This window comes from Paenibacillus sp. J31R30, from assembly GCF_059692115.1.
In genome coordinates, this window is sequence record NZ_JCAUAV010000003.1 from 463,813 (window position 1) to 479,794 (window position 15,982).

Here is a 15,982-nt window from a genome sequence, read left to right on the forward strand (position 1 = left end):
GGTAGATCGGATGTCTCGTGTTCGTATTTTTACAGATAGCACAAGTGATTTGAATGAAGAACTTCTGCAACAATACCAAATTGAGGTTGTTCCGTTATATGTCATTTTTGAGGAACAAACGTTTCAGGATTCCGTTACTATAAATGCCAATCAGCTGTTTGAAATGGTTGCGCAAACAGGCAAGCTTCCCAAGACTGCTGCGCCTTCGCCAAGTGATTTTGAGCGAGCTTTTGCACCAATTATCGAGGCAGGAGAGGATATTATTTATATTGGCCTTTCTTCTGCGTTGTCTTCAACGATTCAGAATGCAATGATTGCAGCTGATAGTTTTCCCGATGGTAGAATTAGGGTCATCGATTCTCGAAACCTATCAACGGGGATTGGCGTACTAGTAATCAAGGCAGCGCAAGCTGCATTGGAAGGTCGAAGCTCATCGGAGATCCAAACGATCGTTGAATCTTACTTAGGTAAAGTAGAAGTCTCTTTCATTATCGATACCTTAGAATATTTACATAAAGGCGGCAGATGTTCGAGCGTCCAGGCTTTTATTGGCAGTCTTTTGAAAATTAGACCCATTGTCCAAGTTATTGATGGTTCTATGCAATTAACGGACAAAGTGAGAGGTAAACGAGAGAAAGCACTGAATCAGCTTTTGGAAAATGCACTGGCTTTTAAAGATGACATGGATACGGATTTCATGTTTATCACACATGCGCAGGCGCATGAAGAAGCTGCTTATGTTAAACAACAATTTGAATTGCATACCCATGTGAAAAACGTATTTTTGACGGAAACCGGTTGCGTCGTTTCGAGCCACTGCGGACCACATACGGTAGGTATTGTTTTCGCCAAAAAATAAGAAATGAGTGGACACCCATGACGACAATCAAGATTATCACGGACAGCAGCTGCGATCTCCCTAGAAGTACTGTGGATGAAATAGGAGTAGGGATCGTTCCCTTATCTGTACAATTTGGCGAGGAATGCATGCCGACAGATATGGATCTTGCCGATTTCTATGCAAGAATGAAGCGGGAGAGCGCGTTGCCGAAGACCTCAAGTCCTTCGCCTGGACATTTCCTAAGTGAGTATCAAAAGGCGGGTCCGGATCAGGATATTCTCGTGATTTGTCTCTCATCGGCGTTAAGCTCAACGTACCACCACGCGGTTATGGCGAAAGAGATGCTGCTTGAAGATGGTTTTACAGGCCGAATTGAGGTCATTGATTCCAAAACAACCTCATTAGGATTAGGGGTTCATGTGTTTCGTGCGGCTCAAATGGTGGCGAATGGTATGCGCTATGAAGAATTGGTAGCTTCGATGCAGGAAGCAGTATCGAGCTCAGGAACGTTCTTTTTCCTAGACACCTTGGAAAATGTCATTAAAGGCGGTAGGCTCGACAGAGTGCGTGGCGCTGTGGCTTCTGTTTTGAATATCAAGCTGCTCATGAAAGCTAGCGAAGAAGGCGCGATTGAAGTCGTCGAGAAAATTCGCGGCACGCAGCAAGCCTTGAAGCGTCTTATCTCGTTTCTCGGTGATAAAGAGCATGATTACGAGAAAGATGTTATTGCGATTGCGCACAGCAACTGTGAAGCCAGGGCTCGTGAATTCATGGTACAGCTGCTGGAAAAGCATCCATTTCGCAACGTGCTGTTCTCCAATATGGGGACAGTGATTGGCACCTATGCAGGCGAAGGCGGCGTATTGGTCGCTTACTAAGGGAAGATTAGAGACACTTACTTCCCGCTAATCCATGGAAAAGACCGCTCTCTCCATATTGGAGAGAGCGGTCTTTGTTCACATATCAGGATTAATAAGTTTTTGGTGCAAACGAGCTTACCATTATTTATGTTCGGTCCACAGGTAGCAAAAATGCAAAAGAGCATCCTTTTCAGGGGAATTCACTTCACCGTTTTATAAAAATGAAAAAAGGCATCTTTTTAGGTCGGATATGTCTAAACAGGGCTGAAAACTCCCAAAATTGATGCCTATTTGCATCAATTTTAGCTGAAATCGTGTATTTAATAGAGAAAAGTTGCACTTTTGCATTTCTCAGCAGATAGAGAGTATCCGCAATTCTACCCCACAAGGTGAAGAGAAACTTCGCTGTTAATTCCGTACAATGAGTGATAACTGGTTGGTCGCTCATCCTCGAAGGACATCCGATGTTAAAGCGGAAACTCAGTCGTTGTAATCTCCGGATCATCCGTAGAGACGAGCGGCGACATCTCCCCGGTTACGAGCAACCAAAGCTCATGCAGGGCACGTGTGCAGCCCACATAGAGCAGCTTCGCATCCATAAGGGTCGTTTCATAGTGTTCTGCAGTCACATCCATCAGAATGACGGCATCGAATTCTAAGCCTTTGGTTAAATACACAGGCAGCACAGAAATTCCGCCGCGATAGACACGTTGCTTCGCTGTAATCAGATTCGTCTCGATCCCGACGATAGTTAAGGCCTCTTGCAGCTCTTGCGCTTGCTTCTCGGTACGTGCAACGACCGCGATGGTACTGGAGGTTCCCGATTGTAAGCTTGCGATCGCCTTCTGCAGAAGCGGCAGTCGCTCCTTCAGTGACACTGTCATCAGTACGCGAACTTTGTTCCCGCTGCGGAAGACAGGGACGGCAAGCAAGGGGTTGCTAACGCCGCGCTGGAGCACCAGATTGGCAAACTGGATGATTTCCATCGTGGAACGATAGCTCCGCTCCAGCTCGAAATAGCCGTTGTCCTCTTCTTGGAACAGACTGGAAAATTCCTTCCAATCCTGGATGCCTTGATACGCATGAATTCCTTGCGAAAGATCGCCTAGAATCGTGAAAGAGCTATTACGCGTATACGCATCTAACACTGCCACTTGGAATGGCGAGAAGTCCTGCGCCTCATCGATGACAACATGATCGAATAAGCGATCCGACGAAATGCCATGAAGTCGTGTATGGATGTAAAGAAGTGGTGCTAGATCTTCAAGCTGCACTTCCTTCTTTTTGAAAAGCTTTGCAGAGGCGGTCACGATCGATTCAGGCAACTGTTGAAGCAGCTCTGCTGGCAGGCTGTCGGGTCGACCTTTGTCCGTGAACAGCATTTTATAGAAGCTGAATGCTGTATACTCAGGCCAAGCAGTCAGGTAGGTCCGCAGCTTTTGGGCTGATTTCTTTTTCAGTTCTTTCTTCAGACTTTGCTCCCAAACCTTCTCGAGCTGGATCTCCATCCAACGCTTGATTCGCGCAACGACGCGCTCGCGACGCTTCGCCATGGGGTAATGCTTGTTCTCGACGAAGAACCATTCGCGAATGGTGGCGATGGGCAGCTTGACGCCATCCCAAGGCGAGAAGTCCGCAGTAGGAACGTAGGTCTCTTCTAGACGGTTCAGACAGTCGTCCAAGTAGTGTTTGAAGGCAATGGCTCCCTTGAACCGCCCTGGCGCATGATCGTCAACCGGCGGCCGCTTGCTCCCGAGGGCAAACCAACGCTGCAGCGTGACCTCTTGATCTGCGATTTGCACCTCATGGTCGAGTACATCAATTGCCCAGTCCGTGAAGGTGCTCTGTTGAATGTTGCCGACACCGAGCTCAGGCAATACGCCTGAGATATAGTCCAAGAACATCGAGTTGGGCGCGAAAATAATCATGCGTTCCGCCCGAACCTGTTCGCGGTATTGATAAAGTAGGAAAGCGAGTCTGTGCAAGGCTACGGTTGTTTTACCGCTGCCTGCGACCCCTTGAATAATGAGTGCAGTGTTCTTGGCGGCACGGATAATCCGATCTTGCTCCGCTTGAATCGTGGAGACGATATCGCGCAGCTTGTTATCTTTATTTTCGCCCAATCGGTAGAGCAAGAACTCATCCCCGACTGAGAGGGAGTCTTCATTTCGGTCGTATGTATCTACAACACGCTGGAGAATTTGCTTGCGCACAACTAGATTTCGCTTCAAATAGACTAAGCCGTTGATGAGACCGTCCGGGGATTCATAGGATGCTGCGTCCAAGCCGCCTGTGAAGGAATAAAATAGGCTTGCAACCGGAGCGCGCCAATCAATGACCAGAAGTTTGCCGGTTCGCTCGTCTTCCACACCGGCTTTGCCAATGTAGAGCGGTGCAGGTGAACCAGTTCCCGTTTCTTCGAAGTCAAGGCGGCCGAAATACGGTTCGTCAATTGCTTTGGTTAAGTTGTGTCTGCCGTTCTCACGCAAAACTTCAAGAGCTTGCTCGGTTAAATCAGGACCGTAATAAACCGGAGTTGCTCGTAGCCGCTCCAGCTGTTTATCGATTTCCTTATTCGTTTGTTCGAGCCGATGAAGTTCTTCTTGATAGGCACTTTGAGTCTTTGTGTCCAAGATCAGTTACCTCCTAAGATCAGATGTTGTCTATTGAATTATCATAAACAGGTAAACACTATAACACACCTGACTGGAGATAGAAAGCGATTCTGGAAAATGATTGCTTTACCATTTGGGCTTCTGTGGAAAGGAATGGTATACTCAGAAGGTATGCATTTTATTTAATGGAGGCGAAGGGATTCATGTCAATTTATGATATCGAGGTCAAAACGATTACAGGAGAAACACAAACACTTTCAACATATAAAGGGAAGGCACTTCTCATTGTGAATGTTGCAAGTGCTTGCGGACTTACTCCGCACTATAAAGGTCTTCAAGAGCTGTATGAGCAGTACCAAGAGAAAGGTTTGGTTGTACTCGGTTTTCCATGTAATCAATTCGCGGGTCAAGAGCCCGGTACGAATGAAGAGATTCAAGCGTTTTGCGAGCTTAACTACAAGGTAACATTCCCGTTATTTGATAAAATTGATGTCAAAGGTGAGCACGCTCATCCGCTGTATACGTACCTGCTTAGCCATACGCCTGAGCCTTATGCTACCAACGACATTGAATGGAATTTCGTGAAATTCTTAGTTGATGCGAACGGAAACGTGGTTAAACAATACGGTGCACGTACAGAGCCAGCGGAAATTGCGACGGATATTGAAGCTGTTTTAGCTTAATTAATAAGAGAGGTGGACGAGCAATGGGGTCTCGAAACGGGTTTGTATATGCCCATCCTGATGATGAAACGTTCTTAAGCGGATGCCTCATTCGCCGTCTTGCTGATCAAGGCGAACCGCCAGTTCTGCTGTTAGCCACGCGTGGCGATGCGGGTAGACAAGGGTTAGAACGTGCAACGAATCGCGAAGAGTTGGCTGAATTAAGAGAGCAAGAAATGAATGTCGCTGCCGAAATTCTGGGGATATCTACGGTTGAACATTTGAAATATCCTGATGGTCGGCTAGACGAAGTTGACTTTCAGACGTTAGTTGACGGGGTGGTTTCCTTTATTCAAAGGTATGAAATCGAGCATGTGTTTACGTTCGCGGAAGATGGAGGCAATGGTCATCGGGACCATATCGCGATTTCCAAAGCAACAACAGCAGCTGTACATAGTGGAGCTTGTCCGAGTGTCAGGAAGCTGTATTATGCGGTATCACCATTATTGCGTGCTCAAGGTCATCAACCATCAATCATCGTGGATACAGAAGCGATGTGGCACATCAAGGCCGCAGCACTTAAAGCGCATCACACGCAGCATGTCACGATCGGGAGATACTTTGGGAACTTGATTGATTTTCCAGAAGAGAGACGCTGGGAAGCTTTTGTGCTGGGTTGGCAGGATGGCGTACTTTGGCCGCTGGCGCAGTCTGCTGAGCGAGTGTAAGCATTAAATGAAAGGCGGGGAATAGTAATGCCCATTCAAGCACGCGTTGAAGCGATCCTCATTGCAGATGATCCAACGACATTTGTGACAAGAGAGCTTGAACAAGTCGAGCTGCGTTTCGGCGGGATAGAGGGAGATCGCCATTTCGGTATTTTTGCCAAAGCCGATGTGCGTCAACCGATGTATAAGCGCGGTCAGGAGATTATGAATCGACGACAGCTCAGTATTGTTTCTGTAGAAGAGCTGAAGGGGATTGCCGAGCGTATTGGTGTGGATGAAATTAAGCCGGAGTGGTTAGGCGCGAACATTGTTGTTAGCGGTGTCCCAGAGTTAACCAAACTCCCAATGGGCATACGGATGATGCTCCCGAGTGGTGGCGGTTTAGTATGTGAAGGCGAGAATGAGCCCTGCTCTGGTCCAGGTCGTATAATTGCAACCCATTATAATGAGCCGATTTTAACCAAGTTATTTGTGCAAAAAGCACAGCAAGCAAGAGGGATTGTTGCCTACGTCGAACATCCCGGTGAGCTCAAGGTTGGCGATGTGGTAGAAATTCAAAATTAATTTCGTCATGTACCCCCTGAAACCGAGTGGTCTTTACGAATGTGCTTAGATAGTAGGTCATTCATCGTTTCTAGGGGAGTGTCGGGATGTCTCTTTGCAATTGTGATAAATGTGGGCGCGTATTTCTCACGAAATGGGAAACGAGATGTACAAGCTGTTCACAGCTAGTTCTGAGCGATTCGCATAAAGTGAAAGATTTTGTTCGAGCACACCCACGTGCGACGCTTATTGAAATTTACCATAAAACAGGGGTTTCCCTGCAAACTATAAAAGAGTTAATGAGAGCTTAACCGCTGCACCTGCACGAAAGGAAGCTTATCTGTATGCCGCATATGATTGTTAGAGGTATAAGTGTCCCACACATCCAATCCATCAGTACAGCACTTATTACCGAATTAGCTGAGGTTTGTTCTTGTGGTACGGACAATTTCATGTTGGAGTGTCTTCCGACCGTCTCCATCTTTCAAGGGGAGATTTGTGAGACGTATCCATTTATTGAGGTAGGCTGGTTCGAGCGAGGGCCGGACATTCGCGATGCCTACGCCCAAGTACTGACCAAGCATATCTTGTCACTCGGCATACCTGAAGTGGAGATTGCTTTCAAGGTATACCGGGAAGATAGTTATTATTGGAATGGAAAGCTGGTCTGATGAGCTGGACATTTCTGTGGGTATTTATGTAGTGATTTCAGTTAAACCTTCAATGCCACTTTACGTGGTGTTGGAGGTTTTTTGGGCTTTTTTTTAAGTCAAAAGTCGTATTTCACGGGTTCTATATTGCAGGCTCTTATAAAGTGGGATACACTGAATCGACAGAATCTGATTTCCATCGCTGTTGGGGGAATCACATGTTAGGAGCGATTTGCGGTTGAAGACATTAATTATTGCGGAAAAACCCGACATGGGGCGAAACATAGCTGCCGCAATAGAGCCAAAAGCCAAAAATATGAGGTCTCATCTGGAAGGTGAGCAATATATCATCACATGGGCAATCGGACATTTGATTGAGCTGGCTGAACCTGATCACTATGATGAAAAATATAAAAAGTGGAATATCAATCATCTGCCGATCATTCCCTCCGAGTTTAAATTGATTCCAAACCCGCGTACCTATGATCAACTCAAGGTGATTGCGGAGCTTGCAAAGAAATGTGATCACTTGGTCAATGCCTGCGATGCGGGGCGGGAAGGGCAGCACATTTTCTCCCTTATTCAACGTCATCTTGGTCTAAATCAGCCTGTTAAGCGGCTGTGGATCTCCGATTTAACATCTGAAACGATTCGTAATGGCTTCGCAACCTTAAAGGATGGCGCAGAGTACGAGAATCTAACGCGTGCTGCGCGCTCTCGCAGTGAAGCCGATTGGTTAATCGGGATGAATGGTTCACGCGCGTTTACGACGAAGCATAATGTGTTGCTGTCTGTGGGGCGCGTTCAAACGCCGGTGCTTGCGCTTATTTATGATCGACAGAAGCAAATTGAGGCTTTCTCCTCGCTTAAATTTTATGAGCTGGAGGGTCATTTCGCGCAAGGTGACACCCCATACAGAGGGATGTGGCAGGGCGAGCGATTTACGGATGGCGAGAAGGCTGCAGCGCTTGCTGCGAAAGTGAAAGGGAAGCCAGCCCGGATCCAATCTTACGAGGTGAAGGAAACGAAAGAATTCCCATTCAAATTGTATGATTTGACTTTGCTGCAGCGCGAGGCGAACGGGAAATATGCATTTTCAGCCAAGAAGACACTGGATACTGCACAAGCTCTGTATGAGAAGCACAAAGTCATTTCATACCCAAGAACGAACTCCAATTATGTGACCGAGCAAAATATTCCGGACATGCACAAGGCGTTAAATGCCTTGCAAGGAACGGCTTATCATGAACTCGTGCAAGGCGCCAATCGCAATCTGGTACATGTGAATAATAAATTCATTTGTAATCCAACCAAGGTAGAGGATCACCATGCGATCTTGCCTACCAATAAGAAGGCATCCGGATTAAGCCCGGACGAGCAGAAATTGTACGATCTCATCGTTAGGAGATTTCTATCCCAATTTTACCCGCCTGCGGCTTATAAAGTTCATACGGTTATGACGGAAGTGGAACAAGAGCTTTTTAAAACAACCGTGAAAGAACTGCTATCCTTAGGCTGGAAGGTTATTTACGCTGATCAGAAGAAGGAAAAGGCGAAGGCGACGAAAGGGAAAGAAAAGGAAGACACTGATGACGAGGAAGAAGTCGAAGTCAACGAGCCCTTCTCCATTGATGCCAATGGGGATGTGCTCTGTACGGATGCACTTGTAAAAGAAAAAGATACGCAGCCGCCTAAGCATTTTAATGAAGGCACCTTGCTGAAAGCCATGGAGAGCGCAGGGAAGCAGATTGAAGATGAAGAGCTGCGCGATGCGATGAAAGACTCCGGTTTAGGTACACCAGCGACGCGAGCCGCAACGATCGAACGTTTGAAAAAGGTCGGATACATCGACATGCAAGGGAAGAAAATCATTTTGACACAGAAGGGCAGAATGGTTGTTGAATTAATTCGCGGAGCCGGGATCGAGCTGTTGACATCACCGGAGATGACCGGACAATGGGAGCGCAGATTGAACGAGATTTCGCGTGGTACGGCCTCTGATGAGCAGTTTATGCATAATGTGAAAAGATTCGCGACCCTGATCGTCGATAAGGTGCGCAAGCAAGCCAGAGCTTCGAAAACAGATTTCGAAGGTGAGAACGCGCCGGAAACGAGCGGTAAACGAGGCTCCGCTTCAGCGAAGACGACTTCGCGCGGGGACGGCGCTGCGAAAGCTCCAGCAAAGAAGAAGGCTCCAGCTGCTGCGAAACCGACAGGTGACGGAACGAGCACATTCATCGCGACCTGCCCGCGACCTGGCTGCGGAGGCTCTCTCTTCATGGGGCGTAAAGGCTATGGCTGCTCGCATTACAAGGAAGGCTGTGGCTTCGTTATCTGGAAGGAAAGCTTCGGACGAAGCTTAACGGATACGCAGGTGCAGGCACTCGTTCAAAAAGGGAAAACGACAAAGCTGAAGCTGGTCTTAGCTGACGGAATCGAAACGGACGGGAAGATTGTGCTGATGGATGTCGCTACAGGTGCACTAGGCACCGAATGAGCGGATGGGGGAACAAGCAAGTGAAGTCATTAACGAACGATTGGTTGACTGTTTTGGCAGATGAATTTCAAGCTCCGTACTTTAAGGAATTACAACAGTTTCTTCAGGAGGAACTTACGCAGCATACGATTTATCCGCCAGAGGATGAGGTGTTTAGCGCCTTGGAATTGACTTCATTCGGGAATACGAAGGTTGTTATTCTTGGACAAGACCCCTATCATGGAAGCGGGCAAGCGCATGGACTCAGTTTCTCTGTGAAGCCAGGTATGGCGATCCCTCCTTCCTTAAGGAATATGTATAAAGAGCTGGAGTCCGATATCGGCTGTGCCATACCTGATCATGGGTATTTGAAAGCTTGGGCAGAACAAGGAGTTCTATTGTTAAATACGGTGTTAACTGTTCGTGAGGCGTTACCTTATTCCCATAAGGGAAAAGGGTGGGAAAGGTTCACGGATCGGATCATTCAAGCGCTAAATGCGCGTGAGGAGCCTGTTATCTTCCTGCTATGGGGGAGTCATGCACAATCGAAAACGACATTCATCGACACAGAGAGACATGTCATCCTTACTTCGGCCCATCCAAGCCCTCTTTCGGCGTATCGCGGATTTTTCGGTAGTAAGCCGTTTTCTCAAGTCAATGCTGCCTTGAATCGACTTAAAAAGACTGAAATCGACTGGAATCTCCCTAATCATACAAAAAGCAAAAACCATGAATGACAACATTCATGGTTTTTTTCATATGCATAGACCGAAATCAGATCTTCGAAACGAATACTATGATTAAGGTGTATTAGAAATGACGCTCAGGTAAGGATAGTCATGCTTCTTTTTCCTTATAAAATGGGCTGAACATAGGTAATAGGTAACGCTAGTTCACAGTTTTTCCCGGTTTCATAGGAGCGGTTGCCGAGTACTTCGCGGAATGCTTCATAATCAGCTTCTGAACCTCTCTGTAAGACTTGAATAGCGGCTTGAAGCACAACGATCGCATCCTTCATGGCCATGTCCAGCAACTCCCATACACTAGAGGTGTAGGTTTCATTAAGATCAGTCGGACAGTTCCAAGTCGTCTTGGCTTCATTAAAATAATCGAGCGGAGCCGGATGCTTCGTAAAAACCAAAGGCGTTATTTGACCAAGTGTCAAAATACGTTTGAGTCCACTTGGATCATGAAACAACCGTTGGGCACGGATCATGTCATAGTAGGCATCATCCCAATCGGAGTCGCGCATCTGCGAGGCTATTTCGGGATAATAAATCGCTGCTGCAGCGGAAAGAGCGGGAACGATGCCAATGGGGAACTTTTCACCAACATAAATTTCTTTCCACACCGGTGTTTCCCACGTTTGAATATCTCGCTCATGCTTGGCATAGATGGTATCCATGATGATTTCAAAGCGTTGGTGGTCCCATTTCTTGAAACCTGATTTATAGAATACATAGGGATGTAAATTACGATCTAGAATATGGTGTGTCAAAAATCCAAGTACGTAGAGAACGGCTGGATTATATAAGCCTCTTCCTTGGACCTGACGGACAAGCTCAAGTAAAAAGGGACCGCAGGCTTCCTTGTGCATGAGGCTTCCGAGTTCATTTAAGGTTTTTTCTTTTTTCCAAGGTAGAAAGTTATGATAGAAAAGAAAATCGGGTCCCTGACAGCCGAGTGAAAATATATTTCGCTGCTGTTTATCGTTCAGGACCGAGGTATGGCCCAGTTCGTTCATGACTTTTTGACCGAAAATAAAATGAGTCCAAATATTTGGCAAGGGAGCATTCCTCCTAAAGCATAAATTGAAGAATAATGAACCATTCCATTCTATCATACCTGAGGAAATACAAGGGCACATTTCGTGAACTAATTCCTGCAGTTTGCCAGAAAGGGCAGGATTTCTACCGGAATTGTCGAATTTATCTAACGTTGATTATTACTATCCAAGCTTGTGTCATGGGGGAACATATATATGAAAAAGCAATCGAAAATGGAGCCTTCGTTCGATGCGATTTTTGACTTTACAACAATGGGAATGGCTCTGATTTCGATCGAAGGTCAATGGCTGAGAATGAATCGCAGCTTAAGCGGCATTCTTGGGTATACGGAGCAAGAGCTTCTAACTACACATATAAAGGACGTATTTGAACCGCATCAAGATCGTCTTATAGACACCATTATGGAGAAATTGATAGATGGGGAGCTTCCAGCTATACAAGTTAATATCCGGATGCGACATAAGGATTTAACATTTAAGAACGTGGACTGGTTAATGTCCATACTGCGAGATTCAGACAACGAACCCCAAGCTTTCGTTGTTCAAGTAAAGGATCTTTCCCAGCAATCGGAAATGGAACGAAAGCTAGCGGAGAGTGAGCAGCGCTACAAGTCTTTAATTGAACACAACCCTGCTGGTATTTTGACATGTGACACGCAAGGTCGGATTCAATTTCTCAATCCAGCCATGGAACGGATTCTGGGCTTTTCTGAAAATGAGTTGGCTTGCCAATTCATCCATCATTTATTTCAACAAGACGACAAAGACGCGATTACTGCGGCAGACATACTTTCGCGATCGGATAACTACATGTTAGTGTTTCGTCATAAAAATGGGGAAAGAATTGAATTAGGTGTAAAAAATGTACCTATTATTGTCAATGATCGTTTAGATGGCGTGTATCTGATCGCGAAGGATATTACCCAATTTCTAAAAGATCGGGAATCGTTAAGGATAGCGCAGCAGGACCTTCATGATACGGTGAGAAGACAACAAGGGATGACATTGAAGTTCAGAGAAATAGAAGGGCAATTCATCCACACGCTGTGTGACGGTGAGCTGCTGTATCGTTTAGGCTTTAAGCCAGCGCATATTCTGGGGAATGGGCTTCATGACATTTGGCCGGCATCTTTGGCGAATTTGATGGAAGTGTATTACCATCGTGCATGGAACGGGGAAGAAAATGTGATGTTCGAGGCTACCTTCCGCGGCATTACTTATTTGACTTCCCTGAGGCCAATTCTAGAAAATGATCGCATGATAGAAGTGATTGGTTCGTGCGTCGATATTACCGAGCGCAAAAGGATGGAGACGGAGCTTCGAGAGACCAAGGAGCTGCTTGAATCCGTAATAAACAATACTTCGGATGCGATTAGTGTCCTTGATTTGAATGAGAAAGTCATCTCAGTTAATGCTGCGCATGAACATATTTTTGGCTGGAGTCAAGAGGAGTTAAGGGATCAGATTTTGCCGATTTACCCGGATCATATGAAAAATGAACGCAAAGAGATCTATGAGCAGCTCAGGTTAGGGAAGCAAATATCGGGTAAAGAATCGGTTCGCCTCCGAAAAGATGGTCAATTGATTCATGTTAGTATTACGAAGACACCGATTAAGAATGAAAAAGGTGAGATTTTCGGATTCGCAGGTATCACGCGAGATATCACGGAGCGTAAGCAAACGGAAGAGCTGCTTCGCAAGTCAGACAAGCTATCTGTCGCGGGTCAGCTCGCGGCGGGACTCGCCCATGAAATCCGCAATCCCTTAACCTCGCTTCGCGGGTTCTTACAATTGCTCCAGCATGATCTCAAAGGCAAGAAGCATTATTTTGACATCATGCTATCCGAGCTGGATCGAATCAATTTCATAGTAAGTGAATTCCTTGTTATCGCTAAACCAGAAGCCATTACCTATAAGAAAAGCGATTTAGGTGCGATTTTACAATCGGTCATTGCGCTGTTGGATACGCAAGCGGTACTGTGTAACGTACAACTCCTATTGGAAGTCCAGTCAGATATCCCCGAAATCATTTGCTCTGAAATGCATTTGAAGCAATTATTCATCAATTTGATCAAAAATGCGATGGAGGCAATTCCGAAAGACGGGCAGATCAAACTGATCGTTTCGTTACATGGGGATGATCTGATTCGAGTTCGGACGCAAGATAATGGATGTGGCATACCAGAGGATCGATTAAAACAGCTAGGGGAGCCTTTCTATACGACGAAGGAAAAGGGGACTGGATTAGGATTAATGATGTGCTTCAAAATTGTGGAAGCGCACAAAGGAACCATGAACATCGAAAGTCAAGTGGGGTATGGTACGACCATCGATGTGTTCTTGCCTACTTGTACCGATGAGGATAAACTTCTCGCTTGAGTAATACACGAATGAATACTGAAAAACCGCCGCCCTCAGGAACCGGGAAACGGCGGTTTTCTCGTTTTATTAGTAAGCAATACTAAATTCGGATGTTTCTCTTGAAAACCAAGTCGAAACAGTTGCGTTATTTTCATTATAAATTTGGACATGATCTGGCGTGTATTTGACGATAATCCCAGTAGTTACTTGGTAATAGACGCCTAGTTGATCGAGTGACCATACATATACAGGCGTTTTCGTGAGGGCTGCCGCAAATAGTTCTGAATCTGTATCAAGTAGCTTCGTTCCGTAAATCATCGATACACCTCTGTCTTATGGATAGTATTGTAAGGCACTTATTAATAGAGACAGTATGGCAATAGAAATCGTCACACTGTGATATTAATTTTTTTTTTGTGGCAATGGCTTCATTTCGTTTTTCACATACCCTCTATTTTGAGGATTTCCTAAAATTTGTAGAATATAAGCAGTCGATGCCAGAAATTTTGCATAGCCAAGTTCTCGGTCTCGTTCAGCAGCAGAGCTAGAGCGGGGTTATGAGCATAACCCTGAGGAAGACTAACGATAAAGGAAAAAAAAGAGGGTTCCCACATGTTTGAATTCCTTGTATAATAGGAAAGCTTTGCTGAATTGACAGTAGGTAAATTATGATTGGGTAGAAGGAGAAAGGGGTCAATGGCAGTGATTGTGGTTGGGGGAATGATCGGTCTTGGTAAGACATCTGTATCCACTTTGCTTGGACGAGAACTAAATTCGAGTGTTTTCTATGAGAGTGTTGATGATAATCCAATTTTGCCGCTTTTTTACACAGCATCACCGGAAGAAATCGAAAAACACCGGTATCCGTTTCTATTGCAGTTGCACTTTTTAAATACGAGATTTAAGGCCATTAAACAGGCATTAGTACATAATCGCAATGTACTGGATAGAAGTATTTATGAGGATTGGTACTTTGCGAAGGTGAACCGTGAACTAGGACGAATTTCACAATTGGAATTTGATGTGTATGAAGGCTTAGCTGACAATATGATGTCCGAGCTGGCAGAGCTTCCTAAGAAAGCGCCAGATCTTATGGTCTATTTAAAAGCTTCCTTCGAAACGGTAATGCATCGCATCGGTCTTCGCGGCCGCAGCTTCGAGCAGGATCAATCGTTGGTTGATTATTATCGTCAACTGTGGACTGGCTATGATGATTGGGTTATGAATCACTATCATGCTTCAGAAGTTTTAATCGTTGATATGGATCGTGTCGATGTCGTTAATCGTTCGTCAGATGCTGCAAAGTTAGTTGAGGATGTTCGAGCGAAGCTATCTGAATTGGTGATTGTTTAATTGCATTAGGCGAAACTTGTCGAAATGTCGAAAGACCCCCTCAAAACTGAGGGGGTCTTTCGAATGATATAGTAGAAAGTTAAATGACATGTTGTATTCGTAATCCAAGAAAGAGAAGGTGATGAAATTGTTGTTTATCGTATGTTACAAAGGCAAGCCTATGAGTGCACCATTGCCGAAATTAGCAGCAACAGAGAAAATGTTGAAGCTTAGTCGATCATTTGCCAATCTTGAGCTCGTCGAAGTGCAGCAACAACAATGGCAGACAGCTTCGAATATCTAGGACCCTATACTTAATCATATTGGATACATAACTCCTTAATCCTTATGGATGAATGGAGTTTTTTGTGTTGTCCAATTTATGATAGAGTAAGAGAGAAATCTTGTGCTTAGAAGGGGTGGTTGTTCGAACCATGTTATTAGAAGTAATCGCGACTACACTGCAGGATGCTATGCGTGCTGAAGCAGGCGGTGCAGATCGGATAGAACTTGTTGCCGATTTGCGGCAGGGTGGATTAACGCCTGAGATAGAGCTTGTAAAACAGATAAGTGAATCCGTTAGTCTGCCTGTTCATGTCATGATTCGGCCCCATGCCCGCTCGTTTCATATGTCGGATGATGATATTGCATGTATGATCCAATCGATCCAAAGGGCTGAACAAGCAGGCGCGAGTGCGCTTGTCTTAGGCGTACTTACGCCAGCTAATGAAATCGATCATCGAACGCTGGACGTTCTTTTGGCTGCTACAGCATTACCCGTCACCTTTCATCGGGCTTTTGATGAGATATCGCAGCAAGCGGCAGCCTTGCAACAGCTCCTTAATTATAAACAGATTCATTCCGTGCTTACCTCGGGAGGGGCCGCGAGCGTACTTCAAGCTATTGAGCAGATTCGCGTGCTTGTAGCATTAAGCCGCGGCAGCCAATTACATATTTTGCCCGGCGGTGGATTGACGTTGGAGAGCTTAGCAGCATTTGTCCAATCTACAGGTGTTCAAAGTGTACATCTGGGCACTGCGGTAAGAGAGAATAGCAGTGTGGATGGAGCTGTTGAGGAAGAGAAAGTAAGGAAAGCAAGAGCAATTCTTGATGGGATTGTCTAATTAA

General features: G+C 45.6%; 15 protein-coding genes and 1 pseudogene. 13 read left to right on the top strand and 3 right to left on the bottom strand.

The genetic code is table 11. From position 1 onward, the window contains the following. Window positions 1-10 precede the first annotated feature (10 nt). Window positions 11-859, top strand: a complete 849-nt coding sequence (locus AC58QO_RS13770; protein ID WP_497266279.1) for a DegV family protein — start codon at window positions 11-13, stop codon at window positions 857-859. A gap of 17 nt (window positions 860-876) precedes the next feature. After that, complete coding sequence (locus AC58QO_RS13775) at window positions 877-1,719, top strand: DegV family protein (RefSeq protein ID WP_497266280.1); 843 nt, start codon at window positions 877-879, stop codon at window positions 1,717-1,719. Between the two features lie 449 nt (window positions 1,720-2,168). Here the strand turns inward: AC58QO_RS13775 and AC58QO_RS13780 are convergent, their stop codons facing one another. Continuing rightward, window positions 2,169-4,334, bottom strand: coding sequence for a HelD family protein (locus AC58QO_RS13780; RefSeq protein ID WP_497266282.1), 2,166 nt, complete (start codon window positions 4,332-4,334; stop codon window positions 2,169-2,171). A gap of 185 nt (window positions 4,335-4,519) precedes the next feature. Here AC58QO_RS13780 and AC58QO_RS13785 point away from each other — a divergent pair, with 185 nt between their 5' ends. The 6 genes from AC58QO_RS13785 (at window position 4,520) to ung (ending at window position 10,112) form a co-directional block, all read left to right on the top strand. Next, window positions 4,520-4,999, top strand: a complete 480-nt coding sequence (locus tag AC58QO_RS13785; protein ID WP_497266284.1) for a glutathione peroxidase — start codon at window positions 4,520-4,522, stop codon at window positions 4,997-4,999. A gap of 23 nt (window positions 5,000-5,022) precedes the next feature. Then, window positions 5,023-5,706 (top strand): PIG-L deacetylase family protein, encoded by a 684-nt coding sequence (locus AC58QO_RS13790; RefSeq protein ID WP_497266286.1) that lies wholly within the window; start codon window positions 5,023-5,025, stop codon window positions 5,704-5,706. 27 nt (window positions 5,707-5,733) lie between these two features. Further along, window positions 5,734-6,270 (top strand): MOSC domain-containing protein, encoded by a 537-nt coding sequence (locus tag AC58QO_RS13795; protein WP_497266288.1) that lies wholly within the window; start codon window positions 5,734-5,736, stop codon window positions 6,268-6,270. A 323-nt stretch (window positions 6,271-6,593) separates the two neighbouring features. Next, window positions 6,594-6,920: a DUF1904 family protein gene (locus tag AC58QO_RS13800; RefSeq protein WP_497266290.1), complete on the top strand. Its 327-nt coding sequence runs from the start codon at window positions 6,594-6,596 to the stop codon at window positions 6,918-6,920. 217 nt (window positions 6,921-7,137) lie between these two features. Further along, on the top strand, window positions 7,138-9,396 hold the full coding sequence (locus AC58QO_RS13805; protein ID WP_497266292.1) for a type IA DNA topoisomerase: 2,259 nt from the start codon (window positions 7,138-7,140) through the stop codon (window positions 9,394-9,396). A gap of 20 nt (window positions 9,397-9,416) precedes the next feature. Then, on the top strand, window positions 9,417-10,112 hold the full coding sequence (gene ung, locus AC58QO_RS13810; protein WP_497266294.1) for a uracil-DNA glycosylase: 696 nt from the start codon (window positions 9,417-9,419) through the stop codon (window positions 10,110-10,112). A 116-nt stretch (window positions 10,113-10,228) separates the two neighbouring features. On the opposite strand, the gene AC58QO_RS13815 is transcribed toward ung, so the two are convergent. Beyond that, window positions 10,229-11,161 carry a zinc dependent phospholipase C family protein gene (locus tag AC58QO_RS13815; RefSeq protein WP_497266296.1) on the bottom strand — a complete coding sequence of 311 codons (933 nt, stop codon included), beginning with the start codon at window positions 11,159-11,161 and terminating at the stop codon, window positions 10,229-10,231. A gap of 195 nt (window positions 11,162-11,356) precedes the next feature. Here AC58QO_RS13815 and AC58QO_RS13820 point away from each other — a divergent pair, with 195 nt between their 5' ends. Beyond that, window positions 11,357-13,540: a PAS domain S-box protein gene (locus AC58QO_RS13820; protein WP_497266298.1), complete on the top strand. Its 2,184-nt coding sequence runs from the start codon at window positions 11,357-11,359 to the stop codon at window positions 13,538-13,540. A 69-nt stretch (window positions 13,541-13,609) separates the two neighbouring features. On the opposite strand, the gene AC58QO_RS13825 is transcribed toward AC58QO_RS13820, so the two are convergent. After that, on the bottom strand, window positions 13,610-13,840 hold the full coding sequence (locus tag AC58QO_RS13825; RefSeq protein ID WP_497266300.1) for a hypothetical protein: 231 nt from the start codon (window positions 13,838-13,840) through the stop codon (window positions 13,610-13,612). A gap of 122 nt (window positions 13,841-13,962) precedes the next feature. Here AC58QO_RS13825 and AC58QO_RS13830 point away from each other — a divergent pair. The 4 genes and pseudogenes from AC58QO_RS13830 to AC58QO_RS13845 form a co-directional block, all read left to right on the top strand. Further along, window positions 13,963-14,061 (top strand): annotated as a pseudogene (locus AC58QO_RS13830) (DUF3900 domain-containing protein); the annotation flags it as partial. 157 nt (window positions 14,062-14,218) lie between these two features. Then, entirely contained in the window at window positions 14,219-14,875 is a 657-nt protein-coding gene (locus tag AC58QO_RS13835; RefSeq protein WP_497266302.1) for a deoxynucleoside kinase, read from the top strand. A 121-nt stretch (window positions 14,876-14,996) separates the two neighbouring features. Next, window positions 14,997-15,158 carry a hypothetical protein gene (locus AC58QO_RS13840; RefSeq protein WP_497266304.1) on the top strand — a complete coding sequence of 54 codons (162 nt, stop codon included), beginning with the start codon at window positions 14,997-14,999 and terminating at the stop codon, window positions 15,156-15,158. Between the two features lie 130 nt (window positions 15,159-15,288). Then, complete coding sequence (locus tag AC58QO_RS13845) at window positions 15,289-15,978, top strand: copper homeostasis protein CutC (protein WP_497266305.1); 690 nt, start codon at window positions 15,289-15,291, stop codon at window positions 15,976-15,978. Window positions 15,979-15,982: the final 4 nt, after the last annotated feature.